The organism is Marinobacter halodurans, assembly GCF_004327985.1.
GTDB classification, from domain to species: Bacteria; Pseudomonadota; Gammaproteobacteria; order Pseudomonadales; family Oleiphilaceae; genus Marinobacter_A; species Marinobacter_A halodurans.
Window position 1 is genome coordinate 1 of record NZ_SJDL01000018.1, and the last position, 17,410, is coordinate 17,410.

Consider the following 17,410-nt stretch of genomic DNA (forward strand, 5'->3'; position numbering starts at 1 on the left):
CGAAGGTGCTGGCCAGCTTGAGGGTCAGGGTAAAGGGCCGGGACAGGTGCTCTTCGAGTTCGAACTCGACCACCGCGAAGGTGTCGTCCGGCAGGCTGCCGAGGCGGGCCGTGAACTGCAGGCCGGTTGGCTGAGACATGAGATTCGTCCTTGATCAGTACTGTGTTGCTCTCTGCAACCCGCCGCAGTCCTGCGCCGGGAGACTACCAAAACACGCGAACCGGCATGTTATCCGCCCGAGCCGGACCCACTGCCAATCATAAAGCCACCACAGGTGACCGCATCGCCGTCCAGGGCAATGGGTTTGCCTTCCACCAGTACGGTGGGGTTGCCGCCGGCAATGGCGCGGGGATGGGTACCGCTGTCGGGCTTGGTGTGGGGCGCCAGTGGATCGCCCTGGCGGGCCACCGGCTTGCCGTCCATCAGCACGGTGCTGCTCGCGGCGATGACCGGCGTGGGCGGGTAGCCTTCATGATCGGTGCCGATATCGCCCAGAAGTACGACTTTCTTACCCATGTTGTCTCTCCCTGATGCGGCATCCCACATGGAATGCCGGTTCCTTCGCGCAGTGTGGCCCGGTCATGCCGGGCCCACAATACGACCTGTTGCCAAGCGCCCGCGCCTCAGTAGAGGCTGCGCGGGATCTGGTAACCCGCCAGCAGCTGCTGGGTGAACGGGTTGACGTTGCCGGCGGCGTGCAGCCGGTACTGGACGCTGCCGTCGTCGATGCGGAACTTGACGTCGATGGCGCTGGGGCTGACACCGGTGATGTCGGCCTTGTCCAGCAGCCGGAAGAACGCCCAGGGTCCGCGTGCAATGCGGCTGCGCGGCGAGCGGTTCACTTCCACCGGCACCAGGGTCACCTCGCTCTCGACGGTGTCGCGCAGCGTGTTCGGCCAGATCAGGGGAATACTCTGCCGTGGTCCATGGCTGAATTCAACCAACTGGCCGTCGATGTTCATGACGCTGCGCCGCTTGTTGGCGGACAGGTTCACCGGCTCCAATGCAAACTCCACGTCCAGGCTGCCGTTGCGGGTGAAGAACGCCTGCCGGATCTGTTTGGCCTGCTCCAGCGCCGTCATGACGTCGCGGCGGATCAGCGTCGCCCGTTTGCTGAGGGCGATGTGCTCCGGATGATCCTCCAGGAACAGTTTCAGCTTGTTCTTGTAGAAGGTATCCAGGATGCCGTCCGGCGCGAAGAAGCGCTCGAAGTCCTGCAGGGCCGCGTCACGACCGGCGTTGCTGTTGAACGGGTAGTTGCGCGCCAGGCCCTGCTGGAACGGCTGGTAGACCTCGTCGTACCACTGCCGCTCGAGCTGGGCGATGGCCTTGTCCAGCACCACGCGCCAGCTTTCCGCGGCGACCTTGTTGAGCATGCGGTCCACCGGCGTCGGCATGGTGCGGGCCATGCGCTGCAGGGTGAAGATCGGGTCGGCGCCTTCCAGGGTCAGCCGGTCGCGGGCTGCGGCCAGGGCCGCCTTGCCGCTGTCCGGGGATTCCTGGATGCCGCGCAGGTAGTCGTGCAGCGAACGCAACACCGTCTGGATCTCCTCGATCTGCGAGGGCGTATCGCCTTCCTTCTGGAAAAGGCCGTTGATGCCGGCGAACTGCTGCTCGATGTCCTGCGCCATACGATACGCCGGCGATTTTTCCAGCGCCTCGCGGGCCTCCTCCGGCTGGTCGGTCTGGGGCGGATAGAGTTGGGTGTTGGCCTTGACCGATTCCAGCAGTTCCACCAGCGGCTCGCGGGTGCCGGTCAGGCTTTCCAGCACACGGACGCCGTCGTTGAGATCCTGGAAGTCGCGGATCGCCAGATGGTTCAGGGCGCCACGCCAGGTCTTGGCGTAATCCTCGGCGTAGTGGCTGCGCAGCTCCGATTGCAGGCGCTGTTCGTCCGCCTTGCTGAAGTCCACGTCGTTGCGGCGACCGAGGACCCAGGCGTCCACCAGGGCCAGTTCGGTGACCTGCTCGGACTCCCGTACGAAGTAGTGCTTCATGCCGTCACTGGTCAGCATACGCGGGATCTGCAGCGGATCGTCCTCGGTGTTCAGGACGCTGTCCACCGGCTTGTCGTGGTCGTCGATCTCGGTGAACACCAGCTGGAAGGCGGGACCGCCCTTGCCTTTCAGGTCCAGCGGTGCGGCCAGGTCACGCCGGCCACGGTGACGCAGCTGATCGTAGACACGATCCGGCGTGGCCATCTGGCCCAGTTCCTTCTGCGCCCACTTCACGCTGTTCTGGAACGGCGCCAGCGCGGTGTCGGCGGCGATGTCGCCCCGGGCCTGGCGGTCCGCCAGGTCGGTGTAGTTCATGGCGTATTCCAGGTGCTGCAGTAGGCGCTCCTGCACCGCGCGCTGGCCGGGATACTGGGACTGCCAGTAGCGGGACATGTAGTCCATGACGATGTCGTTGCGGCGACCGCTGGCGTCGTACAGCATGCGCAGCACCCGCAGGTGGGCGAGGCGATCGGCACTGCCCTCGGGCAACTGGTTCATCTCGTCCATGACGCCTTCCATCAGCGCCGGCAGGAACTGGTAGGAGAGCATGTCGAGATAGGACTTATCGACTTCCGGCCCCACCCTGTCGCCCTGGTAGAGGCCCATGTCGCTGACCGTCGGCCATTTGTTGCGATAGTCGCCGAACGCCAGGGTGGCGTCCCGCAGCTGGTTTAGCGGCGCCAGCAGGTTGCGGCCGGTGGGATCCAGGGTCTGGCCGATGCCGGTGGGCTGCCAGTCGTCCAGGAAGCCGTGCACCCGGTTCTCCACCTGCTGGGCGGCGGTGGCGTTCTTGATGAAGTAGTGGTGCCAGCCGGCGGTCATGCCCAGACCGGCAGCGACCGCAAGTACGGCCGCGGTGGCCATGGCGCGACGGCGCTGTTTGGTGACGCGGATGTTGTCACCCGCCAGCCCGGCTTCCGGATAGATGACCTCCGGGAACAGCCGCTCGCTGAAGAAGGTCATGGACTGGCCACCGCGCTGGGCCGGCTGGATGGCGTCCGCCAGGCCATAATGGCGAGCGGTCGCGGAGATGAACGCGTCTTCCGGCACCCCTTCCTGATAGACGGAGGTGAAGTAGACACCGCGCACCAGCGCCGGCGTGGAGAAGGCGTCCGCCGCCAGCATTTCCGTCAGGAACTGCTGGGTGACCGGCATCAGGCCCGCCACCTGGCGGCTGAAGGAATAGATCGCAGCCCGCTCTTCCGGATCACGGCTCTCGGACAACAGCTGCGGGACCCGCACGTTGATCTGGTCCACCAGCTTGTGGAACGCCGCCTCGAACTGGTCCAGCCACTGATCCGGGTCCTGCAGGGATTCCAGCTCGAAGGTGAAGCCCAGCGGCTGTTCCCGCTCGGCCTTGTTCAGCTTGCGGAAGAACGCGGTAAAGCCGTGCAGCAGGTCCATTTTGGTGAAGCTGACATACACCGGCAGGCGCGAGCCGATCTGCTCCATCAGCTCCCGCAGGCGGGTGCGCAGCAGCACCGCCTGGGTCCGGCGTTCGGCCTCGCCCAGCGAGCTCAGGTGGGCCAGGTCGATGGTCAGGATCACGCCGTTCAACGGCCGGCGCGGGCGGTGTTCTTCCAGCCAGGCGATGAAGTGCTTCCACAGTCGCGCCTGCAGGTTGCCGCCGTTGGCGGAGCCGCTGTCCTGGCTGAGCAGTTCACCGTCCGGGTCGATCACGACGGCGTCGTCGCTGATCCACCACTCGAAGCCGTTCGGGTTGCGCTCGGTCTGGCGGTTACGGGTGACGTTGGTCAGGGTAAAGGTCTGGCCGGAGCGCTGCACCAGGCTGGTCTTGCCGGCGCCTTCCAGGCCCATGGCCAGGTACCAGGGCAGCCGGTAGATGGCGTTGCGCCCACGGATGTTGTTGCGCAGGGACGACAGGTTGCGGTTGAGCAGCCGGGTCTGGCGCCGCTCGTTGACCAGGATCGGGTCTTCCGTCTCCTGGCGCGCCTCGGCCTGGGCCTTGTCCACCTTCTTCAGGCGACGGGACAGTATCCAGCCCCAGAACACGGCCACCAGCAGGACCAGTCCCAGGGTCGCCATGGCGCGGGTCTGCCAGTTGGCCAGCGGCACCTGGCCGCGCCATTCCCAGGTCGGCCCCAGCCACCAGATGGCGGCCACCAGCAAACCAAACCCCAGGGCGAGCGCAATGGGGCCACCGGTACGGATAAACGGCCAGAGCTTCTTGCCGATCTTGACTAACGTGCTTCGGATTTCCATGCCTTTACTTCCTGCTTTCCCTGATGGGTGGCGTTGCGATGCCGCCGGTTAAAACGGTGTCCAGCTTGCGTGTCGGTGCCGTCATGACAGGCGCTCCAGATGCGCCACCAGCGACGGTTCCCAGTCTTCCAGCGTGCGGCCGACGGTCTGGTCCCGCAGGTCGCCCACCTGTTGTTTGGCGAGGGTTTTCAGGCCGCTGTCCCGCAGCAGCTCGGCGCTCATCAGGCGCCAGTAGAACTGGGCCCGCGGTTCCTTGGCCTTGGCCAGGCCGTCTTCCAGTAATTTCATGGCCGGCGCCAGACCGTCCTGTTTGAGGACGTCCTGGGCGGTTTCGTAGGCCTTCTGCCAATCGGCACCCCGTGCCTGCTTGCCCGCGCCACCGGGGCTGCTGGTGAGCAACCACTCACGTACCGGCTTGGGCAGGAACGGCGAGCCGTCCGAAAAGGTCATGTCGGCCAGTGCCGGCAAACGCTCGACGAAATCCTTGAGGGCCGTGCGGATCGCCTCGGCGCACTTGGGATGACCGGTCTGCTCCGCCGCCTGGGCGCTCAGGTAGTGGCCCTCCAGCCAGAACGGGCTGACCGACAGGCTTTGCTCGATGCGGCCCCAGAGCGTCATGTCCGCGCCCCGGCCCAGGCTCTCGCGGTAATCGGACACCCGGTCCGAACTGACGGCGGCCAGGTCGCTGCGCCCGCCCTTGCGGGCCGGCGGTGTGGTGGTGATGCTGTGCCAGATGGCGAAGCGGCGGATCTGGTAACCCAGCGGCGAGCCGGGATCCAGGTCGGTCAGCAGATCCGCCACCCGCAGCAGGCTCTGGCGGGTGGCACGCTCGTCTTTCGGGTCCAGGGTCAGGTGCCCCAGGCCACCTGACGATGAACGGCTGGTCGTGGGGGGCGTCGACCTCGGGCTGGACGTTTCAGGCGGTTTGGCGGCCGGCACCGACTCCTCGCGCACCTGCCCGACTTCCGGCAGGTTGTTGACCGCGTGGCGCAGGTCCATGACTGCCTCGGTGGGCAGCGATTCGTCTTCGGCAAGCGCCAGCAGGCGGTCCAACTGGTCCAGGCAGAACTGGCGGCCGTCGCCGAGGCCGCTGTCGAAGCTGAGCCGGGTCACCTCGGCGCCGGCGCGCTGCATCATCTGGCCGAACAGCATGCGGCGCGGACGCGCGCCCTTGGACCCCGGGTAGGGCCAGGCGTCCTGCCACCAGCCCTGCATCACCTCGCACAGCAGGTGGATCGACAGGGCAAAGCGCTCGCCGCTGCCGCCGCGCTGCAGGGCCAGCAGCAGGAAGCCCAGCACCTTGAGGTCCTTGGTGATGTCCGCCAGCAGGCGCAGGGACTCCTGCTCCACCTTGGCCCAGTCGATGTCGCTGTGGGCCAGCGAGCCCATCTTCATGATTTCGTTGTCGAGGAATTCCAGGGTCGGATCTTCCTCCAGCCTGCTGCCCTGGGGCAATTCACCCGCCAGCGGCGAGAGCACCTGCTCCACGTATGGATGTTGTTCGACTGCCTGCATGCTCGCCTACGTCCTGTGTCGTTCTTGATCGTTTACCAGCCGCACTCGTCGCGCAGCGGTCCCAGGGCCTTGCGGAAGCCACTGAGGTCAAACATCAGCCCGTCCAGGGCCGCCTCGTCCGCCTGCAGGGACAGCTGCCCGGCATTCACCAGTTGGTGCAGGGTGCGGATGGCCGGCAGGCCGCGTCCGCCGCTGACCACATAGCCATCGTCCCGCACGCGCCAGGTCTGGGACTGGGTGCGCCCGTCGGTGTCGAGCCGTAGGGCTACCCGCTCGGCGGAGGTGGCCTTCGGCAGCATCACGGCAAACCGGGTGATGTTATTGTCGCAGCGCACCGTCAGCAGCGGCCGCGGCGGCACGGCCCCCAACGCGGGAACGGTCACCAGGTAGCCCGCATCCCCCTGCCCTTCAAGCGCACCGTCTTCCGGCGTACGTCGGGCTTCCTGATCGTAGGCCGCCTGCCAGACCACCGGCTTGGCCGCCGGTTCGGCGGCGGCCTGCTCGTCCGGGGTGCGGACCGGCGTGCCGAAGACCTCATCGAAGCAGGCCAGACGTTCCAGCCGGGCCACTTTATGGGTACAGGCCGCAGCCGCCGCCAGCGTCTCACCGCTGTTGGCCTGGGCCTGGGCAGAGCACGCAACCAGCGCGATGACTGCCATTAGAAAACGCTGACGCATGATTATCCTGTCTCCGTCACATTGAACTTCTGGCACTTGTGCGCCAGCGTGCGCTTGGGTAGCCCCAGGCTTTCTGCCGCCTGGGCCCGGTTGCCGCCATACTGGCGCAGTCGCGCACTGATGACGGCGGCTTCGAATGCCTGGGCGGCCGCGCGCAGGTCGTCGATGTCGCTCAGGACCGGCACGCCCGGCTGCGGAACGGCCGTGCTGTCAGCCTCGCCGGCCGGCGCTTCTTCCCGGCTGGCCAGGGCATCCAGTCGCAGGTCCTCTGCCTGGATGTCTTCCTGTTCCGGGGTCTGCACGCAGGCAAACTCGATCACGTTGCGCAGCTCGCGCACGTTACCGGGAAAGGCGTACGGCTTGAGGTATTCCAGCGCGTGGCTGCTGATCCCCAGCGGTCCACGGCCCTCGCGCTCACGGTAGCGCTGGATGAAGTGGCGGCAGAGCGGTTCCAGGTCCTCGGTCCGATCCCGCAACGGTGTCACCCGCACCGGGAACTGGCTGAGGCGATAGAACAGGTCGCGCCGGAACTCCCCGTCCTGGATCCGGGTCGGCAGCGGCTGGTGCGTCGCGGCCACCAGCCGGAAATCGGAATGCACTTCCCCGCGGGCGCCGAGTGGACGGAACTGGCGGGTTTCCAGCACCCGCAGCAGCTTGGACTGCAGCGCCATGGGCATGTCGCCGATCTCGTCGAGGAACAGCGTGCCACCGTTCGCCTGGGCCAGCAGCCCCTGCTTGGCGGCATTCGCCCCGGAAAACGCGCCTTTGGTGTGACCGAACAGTTCGTTCTCCAGCAGGCTGTCCGGGATGGCGGCGCAGTTGACGACGATGAACGGCCCGTCGCTGCGTTCCGAGAAATCGTGGATGCCACGGGCCACCAGGTCCTTGCCGCAACCGGTCTCGCCCTGCACCAGTACCGACAGCTGGGTGCCCGCGGCGCGGATCACCTGGGCGCGCAAATCGGCCATGGCGCGCGACGGCCCCACCAGACTCCGGGCCAGCAGGTCGCTCTTCTGGCGCTCGGTCTCGGTGTCCCGCAGGGAACTGAGGGAACGGCTCAACAGGCGCTGCTGCCAGAGCCGGTCGTCCCGGTCCCGGTGCGCTGCCCACTGCAGACCAATCAACGCCAGCAGGCCCTTGTATAAAGGCTGGCCGGCGATGTCGTCCCAGGCCGGATCCAGGCCACACAGCACCAGGACACCGAGAGTGCGGTTATTGCCCGCCTTCAGTGGCTGGATCCAGATGGAGTCCGCGCCCCGGCTGGCGTCGAACAGCCGGCTCAGACCGGCATGATCGAGCCGGGCGCAGGCCACGGACGACAGCGCCAGGGCCTTGCCCTCGCGCAGGACGTGGGCGAACGGGTGCGAAAAATCGTCGCACTCGAAACGCAGCTCCGCGTCCAGCGCCGGGCAGATCAGGGTGCGGCCGCTGGCCTCCAGTTCCAGCACCCAGCTCCGGCTCAGGCCGAAGACCTGTTCCAGTTGGGCGGTGGCACAGCCCAGCAGCGCCGCCCGATCCGGCTGGCGCAGCAATTCCACGGCCAGGTCGATACCGGTGTGCAGTTCCATCTGCATCCGTCCCATAGTGCGTCCTTAGCTTACCGTGCCGGTAAACCGTCCGTCAGCGATGCCCAGCCGGACTTCGCTGACCGTTTCCCGTGCCGCGAGTTTTTCCAGCAGCGCCAGCGATACCGGCGGCAGCAGCTCGCCCTCGATGATCGATTCCAGCATGCGCGCGCCGTTCTCACTGCGCGTGGCGCGGCTGCGGATGGCGGCCACCAGGCCGTCTTCCAGCACCACCTCGGTGCGGTAGCGGTCACGGATCTGGTCCGCCAGGCGCGCCAGCTTGTCGCCGACGATGCGGTCCAGCGTGTCCTCGCCCAGCGGCAGGTAGGGCACCACTTCCATGCGGGCCAGCAGCGCCGGCTTGAAGAAGTCCGCCAACACCGGGTAGAGGTCATCGTCCAGTTCGGCGGCGTCGAACTCACCCTCGCGCTCGGCGTGCTGGACGATGGTTTCGTAGCCCAGGTTGGAGGTGAGGAAGAACACCACGTTCTGGCAGTTGATCAGGCGGCCTTCACCGTCCGCCAGTTCGCCCTTGTCGAACGCCTGGTAGAACAGGTTGAGCACTTCCGGATGGGCCTTCTCCACCTCATCCAGCAGCACCACCGAATAGGGTTTCTGGCGGATCGCCTCGGTGAGGATGCCGCCCTCGCCGAAGCCGACGTAGCCCGGCGGCGAACCGATCAGGCGCGAAACCGTGTGCTTCTCCTGGTATTCGGACATGTTGATGGTGGTCAGGAACTGGCGACCGCCGTAGAGCAGATCCGCCAGTTGGACCACGGTTTCGGTCTTGCCCACGCCGGACGGCCCCACCAGCAGGAAGGCGCCCATCGGCCGGCCCGGACGACGCAGGTCGGCCCGTGCGGTCAGCAGGTGCTGGTGCAGGGCTGCGATCGCCGGATCCTGTCCCTTGATGTGGGCTTCCAGGTGCTGCGGCAGATGGGTAATCTTCTGCAGTTCGTCGGCGGTCATGCGGTTGACGGGAATCCCCGTCCAGTCGGCGATGACTTCGGCGATCTGGCGGGTGTCCACCAGGGCGTGCACCAGCGGTTCGTCCGCCTGGAGCTGGTCCAGCTCCTGTTGCAGGGCCGCGGCTTCCTGGCGCAGCGTGTCCGCATCCACCGTTTCGGTTTCAGCCTCTTCTGCCGTCTCGCCTTCGGATTTCGGCGCTTCCGGGGTCAGCAAACGCTCACGCACGTCGATCAGCTGGGCGACCAGCGCGCGCTGGCTTTCCCAGCGTTCCTGCAATTCAGCGGCTTCCGCTTCCAGCGCGGCCACCTGCGTGGTGACATCGTCCGTGCGTTCGGCATCGGTGTCCTGCCCCAGGTGACTCTGGCGCTCCAGCAGCTCGTGTTCCATCCGCAGCTGGTGCAGCTCGCTGCGCACGTGGCTGAGCCGGCGCGGCGGGGTGCTCAGGTTGAGGCTGACACGGGCGGCGGCGGTGTCCAGTACGTCGATGGCCTTGTCCGGCAGCTGGCGTCCGGCCAGGTAGCGGGCGGACAGGGACGCGGCGGCCGTCAGCGCGGAGTCGTCGATCAGCACCTGGTGGGCTTTCTCGTAGACCGGCCGCAGGCCCCGCAGGATGTGCACGGCCTGTCCGGTGGTGGGCTCGCCCAGCGCCACCGGCTGGAAGCGCCGGCTCAGGGCCGGGTCCTTCTCGAAATACTTCTTGTACTCGCGCCAGGTGGTGGCGGCGACGGTGCAGAGCTCGCCGCGGGCCAGTGCCGGCTTGAGCAGGTTGGCGGCGTCGGAACCGCCTTCGCTGTTGCCCGCACCGATCAGGGTGTGGGCCTCATCGATGAACAGGATGATGGGCGTTGGCGAGGCTTTCACCGCTTCGATCACACCTTTCAGCCGCTTCTCGAATTCGCCCTTGACCGAGGCACCGGCCTGCATGGCGCCCAGGTCCAGCGCCCACAGGGCCACGTCTTTCAGGCGATCCGGCACTTCGCCGGCGACGATGCGCAGGGCCAGGCCTTCCACCACGGCGCTTTTGCCCACGCCGGCGTCGCCCACCACGATCGGGTTGTTCTTGCGACGGCGGCAGAGGATGTCGATCATCTGGTCGATTTCGGCGTCCCGGCACAGCACCGGATCCAGCTCGTCGTTGCGGGCCCGCTCGGTGAAGTCCGAGGCGTAGCGGCTGAGCATGGACTCGTCGGCGGCCACCGCGGCCGGCTTATCGCCGCCGCTGTCCGCTACCGGCTCCTCGATGGACCCGCGGGTCACGGTGGCGAACTGGCGCTTGAGGTGCTCCCGGTTGAGGCTGTCCAGCTCCCGGGCCACACGGGGCATCAGGTAGCGGTCGGCGTTGAGCAGCAGCGCCAGGAAGATCGCGCCGGAACGCAGCTGGCCGTGCTCCAGTTCCGTGGAAGCCAGCAGCCAGGCGTCCTGGATCAGTTCGATCAGCAGCGGCGAGAACGACGGGTAGGCATCGGCCGTCTGCAGGCCACCTTCCAGGCTCTCACCCACCAGCGGCTGCAGGACCATGTGGTCGATCCCGGCCTGGTCCAGCATCAGGCGGATGTCGGAATACGGGGTTTCCAGCAGCTTGAACAGCAGGTGCGCCGGCATGATCTCGGCGCCCTGACGGGCAATGCACAGGGCCGCGGAGGCTTCCAGGCCTTCACGGCAAATCTCGTTGAGGCGCCCGATCAGCGCCGGTAATTCAACCCGAAGCATGTGCTCTCCTTGTCCTAATTCGGGAGTTGCGCCAGCACACTGAGCACGTCCTTGATGCGCTTATCCAGTGCGATGTCGTAGAGGGTGTAGACGGTGACCATGGCGGCCACGAACACGCCGAAGATGCTCCACAGCGGCAGGCCGGTGCGGAACCGGTTGCGCGACGGCGTGACGTGCTCCAGCGCGTTACCCAGGGTTTCCGGGACTTCCTCGTCGTGCAGGTCGGCAATCTGGCGATGCAGGCCGGCGATGATGCGCTCGTATTCGTCACGGCCGTTTTCCATCACCTTGTAGCGGCCCTCGAAACCGAGGCACAGCGCCACGTAGATGAACTCGAGCATATCCCGGTAGCGGTCCGGCTCCCGCTCCATCCGCGAGAGGATGGCGAAGACCTTTTCCCCGCCCCAGGTCTCGTTGTGGAAACGGGACAACAGTGACTGCTGGGACCAGGCGCTGTGGGCGCCCCAGTCCGTGCCCAGCACCGCCTCGTCGATAAAGGCGCAGAGCACGTAGCGGTACGCCACCACCGTCGGCCGTTCGTAGCCCTGCTCGATCAGCTCGCGATCGATGTCGGTGATCTCGTCCACCACCTGCTGGTAGAGCTGGGGGACCCGGCCGAAATCCGCCAGCCGGCGCACCCGGATCACCAGGCCCAGCAGCGGGATGGCGGCGTCCACCAGCCGGTTGTTCTCATAGCCCCGCAGGCGGAAGGTCTCATCGGCGGTCACTTCGCTGTTGGGGTTCTCGTCAAACAGCAGCTTGGCGGAGGTGTCCTCCTGCGGGGCTGCCACTACGCTGGAATCGTCCATGATCTAGCTCCTGATGGCCCAGAACTGCATCTCGATGCCGGGGAAGTCGCCCGCCACGTGGAAGGCAAAGCCACTGGCGTTGTCCAGCATCTGCCACGCCTGACTGCGGGCGTCGAGCTGGAAGTAGGTAAAGCCGGCGTGGTACGGCAACTGGCGCGGTGCCACCGGCAGCGGGACCAGCGGAACACCGGGCAACTGCAGGCTGATGAGGTCGCGGATCTTCTCCACCGAGCCCACCTTGCACTGCTGGATGAACTGCTTGCGCAGGTCGTCGGTCGGCATGTCCGCGCGTACCGCCAGGATGAATTCCGCCTGGCCCATGAGCTGGCTGTCCTGGATCGGCGCCACGGTCAGGCCATACTGGCGCTGCTGCAGCTGGATCGCCATCGCCCGCGGCTCCAGCACCGTACTCAGGGACTGGCGCAGCACCTGCATCAGCGGCGCGAACGAGGCCTCCGGCAGGTCATGGTCGTAGGGGGTGTATTCGCTGGGCAGGCGGCTTTCGTCGGTGAAGGTCACCAGCTCGCCACACAGCTCCAGCAGGGCTTCGTAGAGGCGCTCGGGATGCAGCTGACGCACCCGCGCCAGGTGCATGAAGCGCGGATGGGCCCGGTTGAGCATCTGCAGCAGCATGAAATCAGACACGTCGGCGACGCCTCCCTGGTTCGGCGAACCAACCCGTTCGGCGATGTTTTTCGCACGTTCACGCATCAGGCCGGCCATTTCGCCGACGAAGCGTTGCAGTTTGGGGGCTGCACGCACGCTCAGCATGGTGGGCATGAAGCTGGCATCCATCACCAGGCTCCCGTCCGGCCGCTTCTCCAGGATGCGGCCGATGGCGAGCGCGGCGTAGGCGCTGCGGTCATCCCGCTCCAGCATCAGGCAGGGCTTCACTTTGGCCATGTCGATGGCGTGCTGGTCGCCGTCGATGGAATGCAGGTCGCGGATGTCCTGGGTTTCCGCCAGGAAGCGCGCCGAGACGCCGGACTCCGGCCACTCGATTTCCGGCAGGCTGTCCGAGCCCAGCGGCAGGGCCAGGTACACCACCTGGTTGGCCACCGAGGAATCGGTGATCTCCAGGGGCTCGGGCATGGCGTCCTGCATCGGCAGGATGAAGCTGGTGCCGTCCGGGAAGATACCGTTGGCCCGCACCAGACCGATGCGGCCGAAGCTCAGGTATTCGTCGTTGAGCTGCAGGTCGCCGAACCCGTAGAGGTAGTCGGACACGGCAAAGGCCCGTTCGTTGATCTGCTGCTCGAAGTAACGTTGTTGCTGCTGGAAGTGCTGCGGCTTGATGAACAGCCCATCACTCCAGACCACGCGATTATGTCCCGACATACTTACTGATCCGCCTTCTGCATCATGACTTCGCGTTCACGCAGGTTCACCAGGATGTGGTACTGGCCGCCCTCGGGCTCCACCTTCACCACCTTTTTCCACTGCGACTCGTTGGGAAAGGCGTAGAACGCCACCACGCCGATGTACCGGGTGTCCGAGTCGATCTCGAACGGTTCGATGTACTTGAACTGGCCCGGCACCATCGAATAATCGCTGTGGTCGATGTAGTTGGCGCCCAGGGCTTCTTCGAGATCTTCGGTGATCTGGTCAAAATCCGCCGCCAACATCATCGAACTGTCTTCCATCTGGATGATTTGGAAGTTGATGGGCGCCGGCTGCATGGCGTCGTTCGGGTTCATGTCCGGTTCCGCCAGCATGGTGAGATCCACTTTCGACGGGCGTTCTTCCGGTTCACCCACCGGCGTATCCGGATCCCACATCACCTGGGCGGTCTTGGAGATTGCCTTGAACGGTCCGCTGCAGCCGGTCAGGCCGATCACGGCCGTCAACAGGATGAGATGAGCGATTTTCACAGGGTGGCCTCCCGCTGCAGTTTTCTCAGGTGGTGGTCGTAGGCCTGCTCGAACACTTCCGCGAACAGGCGCTCGAAGCCGCGCTGACGACTGGAGCTCAGTTCCTGGTAATAGTGGGTGTACATTTCCCAGGCCCAGGCCGGCTCGCTCTCGCCGGGCTTCAGGGCACGGCGATAGCCGTGGAAGCGCTTCAGCAGATTGTCCGGCGAGAAGGCGTGGAGGATGGCGTCGAGCGCTTCGCTAATGGCCGCCTGGGTGGCCAACTGGTGGTGACGCAGGCCGGTCAGGCTTTCGGTGACCGCGGCTGGGGCCGACAGGTGCACCGGGCTGCGCTCGCCGGCAAACAGGGTTTCCATCACCTGCGCGTAGTCCTGGCCCAGCCGCAGCGGGTTGTCCTCGATCGGCTGCAGCCGGGTGCGCAGCGCCTGGTGACGACTGTCTTCCCGCTGGTGCAGGTCCAGCAGTCCCTGGATGGTGGCCTTGATGGTGCGCCCAGCCTCCTCCAGGAAGCCCTGCATGGCGTCGCTGTTGTCGAAGCGGATGTCGCTGTCGAGCCCGCGCATCAGCGGCGCACCACTGATGTGCTGTCGGCTCTGCTCCGTGGCGTCGCCACGACTGATGTCAGTGCGGTCGTCTTCCATGCGCCGCTGTCCTCCGTTGATGACGGGCAGGCGCAGGGCCCGTTCCCGTTCGTCCATGTATGGGTCGCTGGCTTCCGGGGGTGTTCCGTACCACTGCGGATCGTCGTCGAGCAGCTTGCGTTCCTGCTCGGCGGCCAGGTCCCGGTCCTGGTAGCTGAAGCCATCCATCGGATCCCGCTGCTCCCGCTCGGTGGGCGTCGGGTCCAGGTGATCCAGCGGGTTGGCCCGCTGCGGTTTTTCCGGCTCGAATTCCGCCAGCTCGCCTTCCGGCGCATTCACCAGCGAGGGATCGTCCGCGGCTTGGTCGAGGGGAATCGAGGTGGGCTCGTCACCTTCGATCAGGTCCACCAGCAGCAGGTAGTTGCCCACCCGCAGCCGGTCACCGTCCGTCAACCGGGCCCGGCGCCCACGCCCCACCGGCATGCTGGCGCTGTTGACGTAGGTGCGCCCGGAACGGTCGATGACGCAGTAGTGGCCATCGATCCAGCGGATCTCGGTGTGGTTGGGCAACACACCGGTGCGGTGCGGCGACAGGCGCCAGGTGTCGCTGTCCGCCGAGCCGATGGAACCGCCGCGTTCGCCGAAGTCGCAGCCCAGGTCAGAGCTGACGCCGACGTCCGCGGGGTTGGAAATGCTCAGCCTGAGGCGTGTCTTGGTTGCTGTGTCCATAATTCACCGCCGGATCTGGAGACGGACGGCCTGCTGCGGCTCGCCCGGCGTTGGGTTAACGAAAGTGGTCCAACCCAGCCGGACATCCTTGCCCAGTTGCATGGGTTCGACGTCGTCGGACCGGATTTCCAGTTCAAGGTCGAAGGCCAACTGCTCGCGCATGCTGAACTCCACCAGTTTGACCAGGCTCTGGTGGTCCTGGCCGTTGGGCAGGAAGTCCATGAAGCGCTCGCGGCTCAAACTCTTGAGCCGCAGGATGAACTTGCCGCTGCGGTCGCGGATACTGTCGCCCACCAGGGTTTCCTGACCCAGGCAGCCATTGGCCCGGCCCAGTTGGGTCTGCTGGTCGGCGGGAATGGCCACCTTGCGCAGCACCCAGGGTTCGATCTCCACGTCCGGCAGGTCGAAACAGTGGGCCACGATACCGCTCACCACTTCCGGCGAGCGGCTGCGCCCGGCCATCAGGCCGGCGTAGGAGAGCATCTTCGACCAGTTGATCGGGGTATCGCCGCGCAGGTCGCTGTCGCCCAGGCCCACCAGCGAGAACACGTGCTCGGAGAAGGCGTCGCTGGCGCCCGGCCGGAAGCGCACGTAGTAGCGGTACTTGCGCCAGACCCGGTGGAACAGGGTCACCAGCCGGTGGTTGAAGAAATCCAGGAAGTAACGCCGCAGCCCCGACTGCTGGCCGTATTCCCAGGCCAGCTCTTCCAGGTAATACCCCGGCAGCGGCGACTGGGAACCGTGCAGACCCAGGAAGCTGACTTCCATCTGGTAGGGCGCGTACTCGTGCTCCGGCAGCCCGGCCGACAGCACGTCGCTGGCCGGGAATCCCAGGCCGGCGGCCGACGAGAAGCGAATCCGTTCGTGCTGCGGCGCGTCGTCGGTGGCCCGTTCCAGATCGTCGCCGTGCAGGCGGTGGATCAGGTCGACCAGTTGAAAAAAGTTATAGCGGCGAGCGTTCCCCAGGACGGGCTGCAGGCCGGCTACATCAGGGGCTGTTGCCCGGTCCGTAACGTCCATGTGTACCGCTCCCGGTTTTCGGAATTCACCACGTCCAGTAGGTGAAACGCGTTGATACTCGCGTAAAGTGCAAAGAAATGACTGAGTACTGTGCCGAACAGGTAGAGATCGCCTTCCGAGGCGAACGACTGCTGGTCCAGCGTCAGCGTCGACTGGATGCCCCGCACCGGCAGGCCGCGATACATGCGATCCACCGGCTTGGTGTCGATCTTCTGGATGCCTGCCAGCCGTTGCTGCGACACCCGCTCCGCCTGGCGGTCCACCAGGGCGCGGAAGTCATACACCCGCAGCACCGAGCGCAGGGCGTCCACGTCCAGCAGCGACAGGTAGTTCAGCGACAGGTTGGACACCAGGGTCCAGAGCAGGCTGCCATCCAGTGTCGGCCGCAGTGTCGCCGTCGGCCGGGTGATATTGCGGAAGGTGGCAAACGACGGCGTGCCCTGGGTCGCCTCGCAGATGTCCCCGATCGCCAACTGGTTCGGCAGTTGCCGGTTGGTGCAGGTGACGGTTACCGAGATGGCTTCGTGCTGGTTGAGACACAGCTGTTCGTCACCACGCACGAAGGAAATGTAGTGATCGAAGCCGTCGCCGCGCACACTCTCGCGCACCCGGACCCGGTAATAGAGGGCCGTCCGGTTGCGATCGCGCTCGATCTGGTGCTGGAAACTCTCGAACGCACTGTAAAGTCGCGGCTCACCCCGTTCCCGTCCAACCGGGTTTTCGAGCCAGCCTTCCACTTGGTCCACACTGAAAATCTCGTAGTGGGACACGAAGCGGCTGGACGGCTGCATACGGTACTCGGTCTGCCGGCCGCTGAGATCGATCGGCTCGGCCTCGTGGCTGAACAGATTGATCGCCGGCGTACAGTAGAGCTGGAAGTTCTCCGCCCGGACCTTCGCATCCGGCGGCAGCGTGCGATTGAAGCGAAAACGCAGCTTGAATTCGTCCGCCTGGACCGCCGGCAGGTACTTCTGCAAACCGATCAGGTCCATGAAATGGAACGACTCGGGGAAGCTCAGGTATTCCTGCAGGATACGGTAGCCCGGGTAGGCGTTCTTGGGGTACGGCAGCATCGCATCCTCAGCCGCAAACCCAACCTGGCGCAGACTGTCCTTGGGCAGTCGGATCACCTTGCCGTCCACTTCCATCTCGACGGCATCGAGGCAGTGGTTCATCCACAGGTAGAGCGTCTGTGCGGTAAAGGTGTCGCCGCCCAGGTAGAAACGCAGGCTGTCCATGCCCAGTTCCGACAGGGGCTGGTCGGTGTGCATCGCCAGGCTCAGTTCCACCGCCGACACTTCCCGTGACAGCTCGGCATGGGCATCCGCCAGCGTCATCGGGTACATGGCGATGTCCCGGCAGGTGCGGAACCGGCACTGGGTCTGGCCCCGACGATCGCCCACCATGCCGCTGCGCACTTCCGTGTGGCTGGGAATGGTCTGTTTCCCGCTGATGGAGTGCAGCTGCGGATCGAAGCGCATGATGGTGGCACTGGGGACCGGACGCAGGTAATTCGGCCAGAGCATGTTCAGCAGCGAGTGCGTCAGCTCCGGGAACTCGTCCTCCACCTTTTCCCGCAGTTTCCCGGTCAGGAATGCGAAGCCTTCCAGCAGCCGCTCCACATCCGGATCGGTACTCTGTTCCGACAGGAAGCGGGTCAACTGAGGATGGGCCTCGGCAAACTCGCGCCCCTGCAGGCGCAGGAAATTCAGTTCATCCCGATAGAATCTGTTTAACTTCACGA

Annotated in this window: 12 protein-coding genes; all 12 read right to left on the reverse strand. The window is 65.7% G+C overall.

All coding sequences use genetic code 11. The annotated features are described in order from the left end of the window. Positions 1-228 precede the first annotated feature (228 nt). On the reverse strand, positions 229-516 hold the full coding sequence (locus EZI54_RS12230; RefSeq protein WP_131482177.1) for a type VI secretion system PAAR protein: 288 nt from the start codon (positions 514-516) through the stop codon (positions 229-231). Between the two features lie 107 nt (positions 517-623). Beyond that, the gene (gene tssM, locus EZI54_RS12235) at positions 624-4,220 is read right to left on the reverse strand and encodes a type VI secretion system membrane subunit TssM (protein ID WP_131482178.1); all 3,597 of its coding nucleotides are present in this window, start codon (positions 4,218-4,220) and stop codon (positions 624-626) included. A gap of 81 nt (positions 4,221-4,301) precedes the next feature. Further along, positions 4,302-5,735: a type VI secretion system protein TssA gene (tssA, locus tag EZI54_RS12240; protein ID WP_131482179.1), complete on the reverse strand. Its 1,434-nt coding sequence runs from the start codon at positions 5,733-5,735 to the stop codon at positions 4,302-4,304. A gap of 32 nt (positions 5,736-5,767) precedes the next feature. Continuing rightward, on the reverse strand, positions 5,768-6,412 hold the full coding sequence (gene vasI / locus EZI54_RS12245; RefSeq protein ID WP_242674447.1) for a type VI secretion system-associated protein VasI: 645 nt from the start codon (positions 6,410-6,412) through the stop codon (positions 5,768-5,770). Between the two features lie 2 nt (positions 6,413-6,414). Continuing rightward, complete coding sequence (locus EZI54_RS12250; RefSeq protein ID WP_242674448.1) at positions 6,415-7,995, reverse strand: sigma-54-dependent Fis family transcriptional regulator; 1,581 nt, start codon at positions 7,993-7,995, stop codon at positions 6,415-6,417. Between the two features lie 9 nt (positions 7,996-8,004). Further along, positions 8,005-10,656: a type VI secretion system ATPase TssH gene (tssH, locus tag EZI54_RS12255; RefSeq protein WP_131482180.1), complete on the reverse strand. Its 2,652-nt coding sequence runs from the start codon at positions 10,654-10,656 to the stop codon at positions 8,005-8,007. A gap of 14 nt (positions 10,657-10,670) precedes the next feature. Then, the gene (gene icmH / locus EZI54_RS12260) at positions 10,671-11,465 is read right to left on the reverse strand and encodes a type IVB secretion system protein IcmH/DotU (protein WP_131482181.1); all 795 of its coding nucleotides are present in this window, start codon (positions 11,463-11,465) and stop codon (positions 10,671-10,673) included. Positions 11,466-11,468: 3 nt separating this feature from the next. Further along, positions 11,469-12,803, reverse strand: coding sequence for a type VI secretion system baseplate subunit TssK (gene tssK / locus EZI54_RS12265; protein ID WP_131482182.1), 1,335 nt, complete (start codon positions 12,801-12,803; stop codon positions 11,469-11,471). Between the two features lie 2 nt (positions 12,804-12,805). Continuing rightward, entirely contained in the window at positions 12,806-13,336 is a 531-nt protein-coding gene (gene tssJ / locus EZI54_RS12270; RefSeq protein WP_131482183.1) for a type VI secretion system lipoprotein TssJ, read from the reverse strand. Further along, positions 13,333-14,646, reverse strand: coding sequence for a type VI secretion system-associated FHA domain protein TagH (gene tagH / locus EZI54_RS12275; RefSeq protein ID WP_131482184.1), 1,314 nt, complete (start codon positions 14,644-14,646; stop codon positions 13,333-13,335). Before tagH ends, tssJ begins: the two co-directional genes overlap by 4 nt. A gap of 3 nt (positions 14,647-14,649) precedes the next feature. Then, the gene (gene tssG / locus EZI54_RS12280; protein ID WP_131482185.1) at positions 14,650-15,666 is read right to left on the reverse strand and encodes a type VI secretion system baseplate subunit TssG; all 1,017 of its coding nucleotides are present in this window, start codon (positions 15,664-15,666) and stop codon (positions 14,650-14,652) included. Further along, entirely contained in the window at positions 15,630-17,408 is a 1,779-nt protein-coding gene (tssF, locus tag EZI54_RS12285; RefSeq protein ID WP_131482186.1) for a type VI secretion system baseplate subunit TssF, read from the reverse strand. Before tssF ends, tssG begins: the two co-directional genes overlap by 37 nt. Between the last annotated feature and the right edge of the window lie 2 nt (positions 17,409-17,410).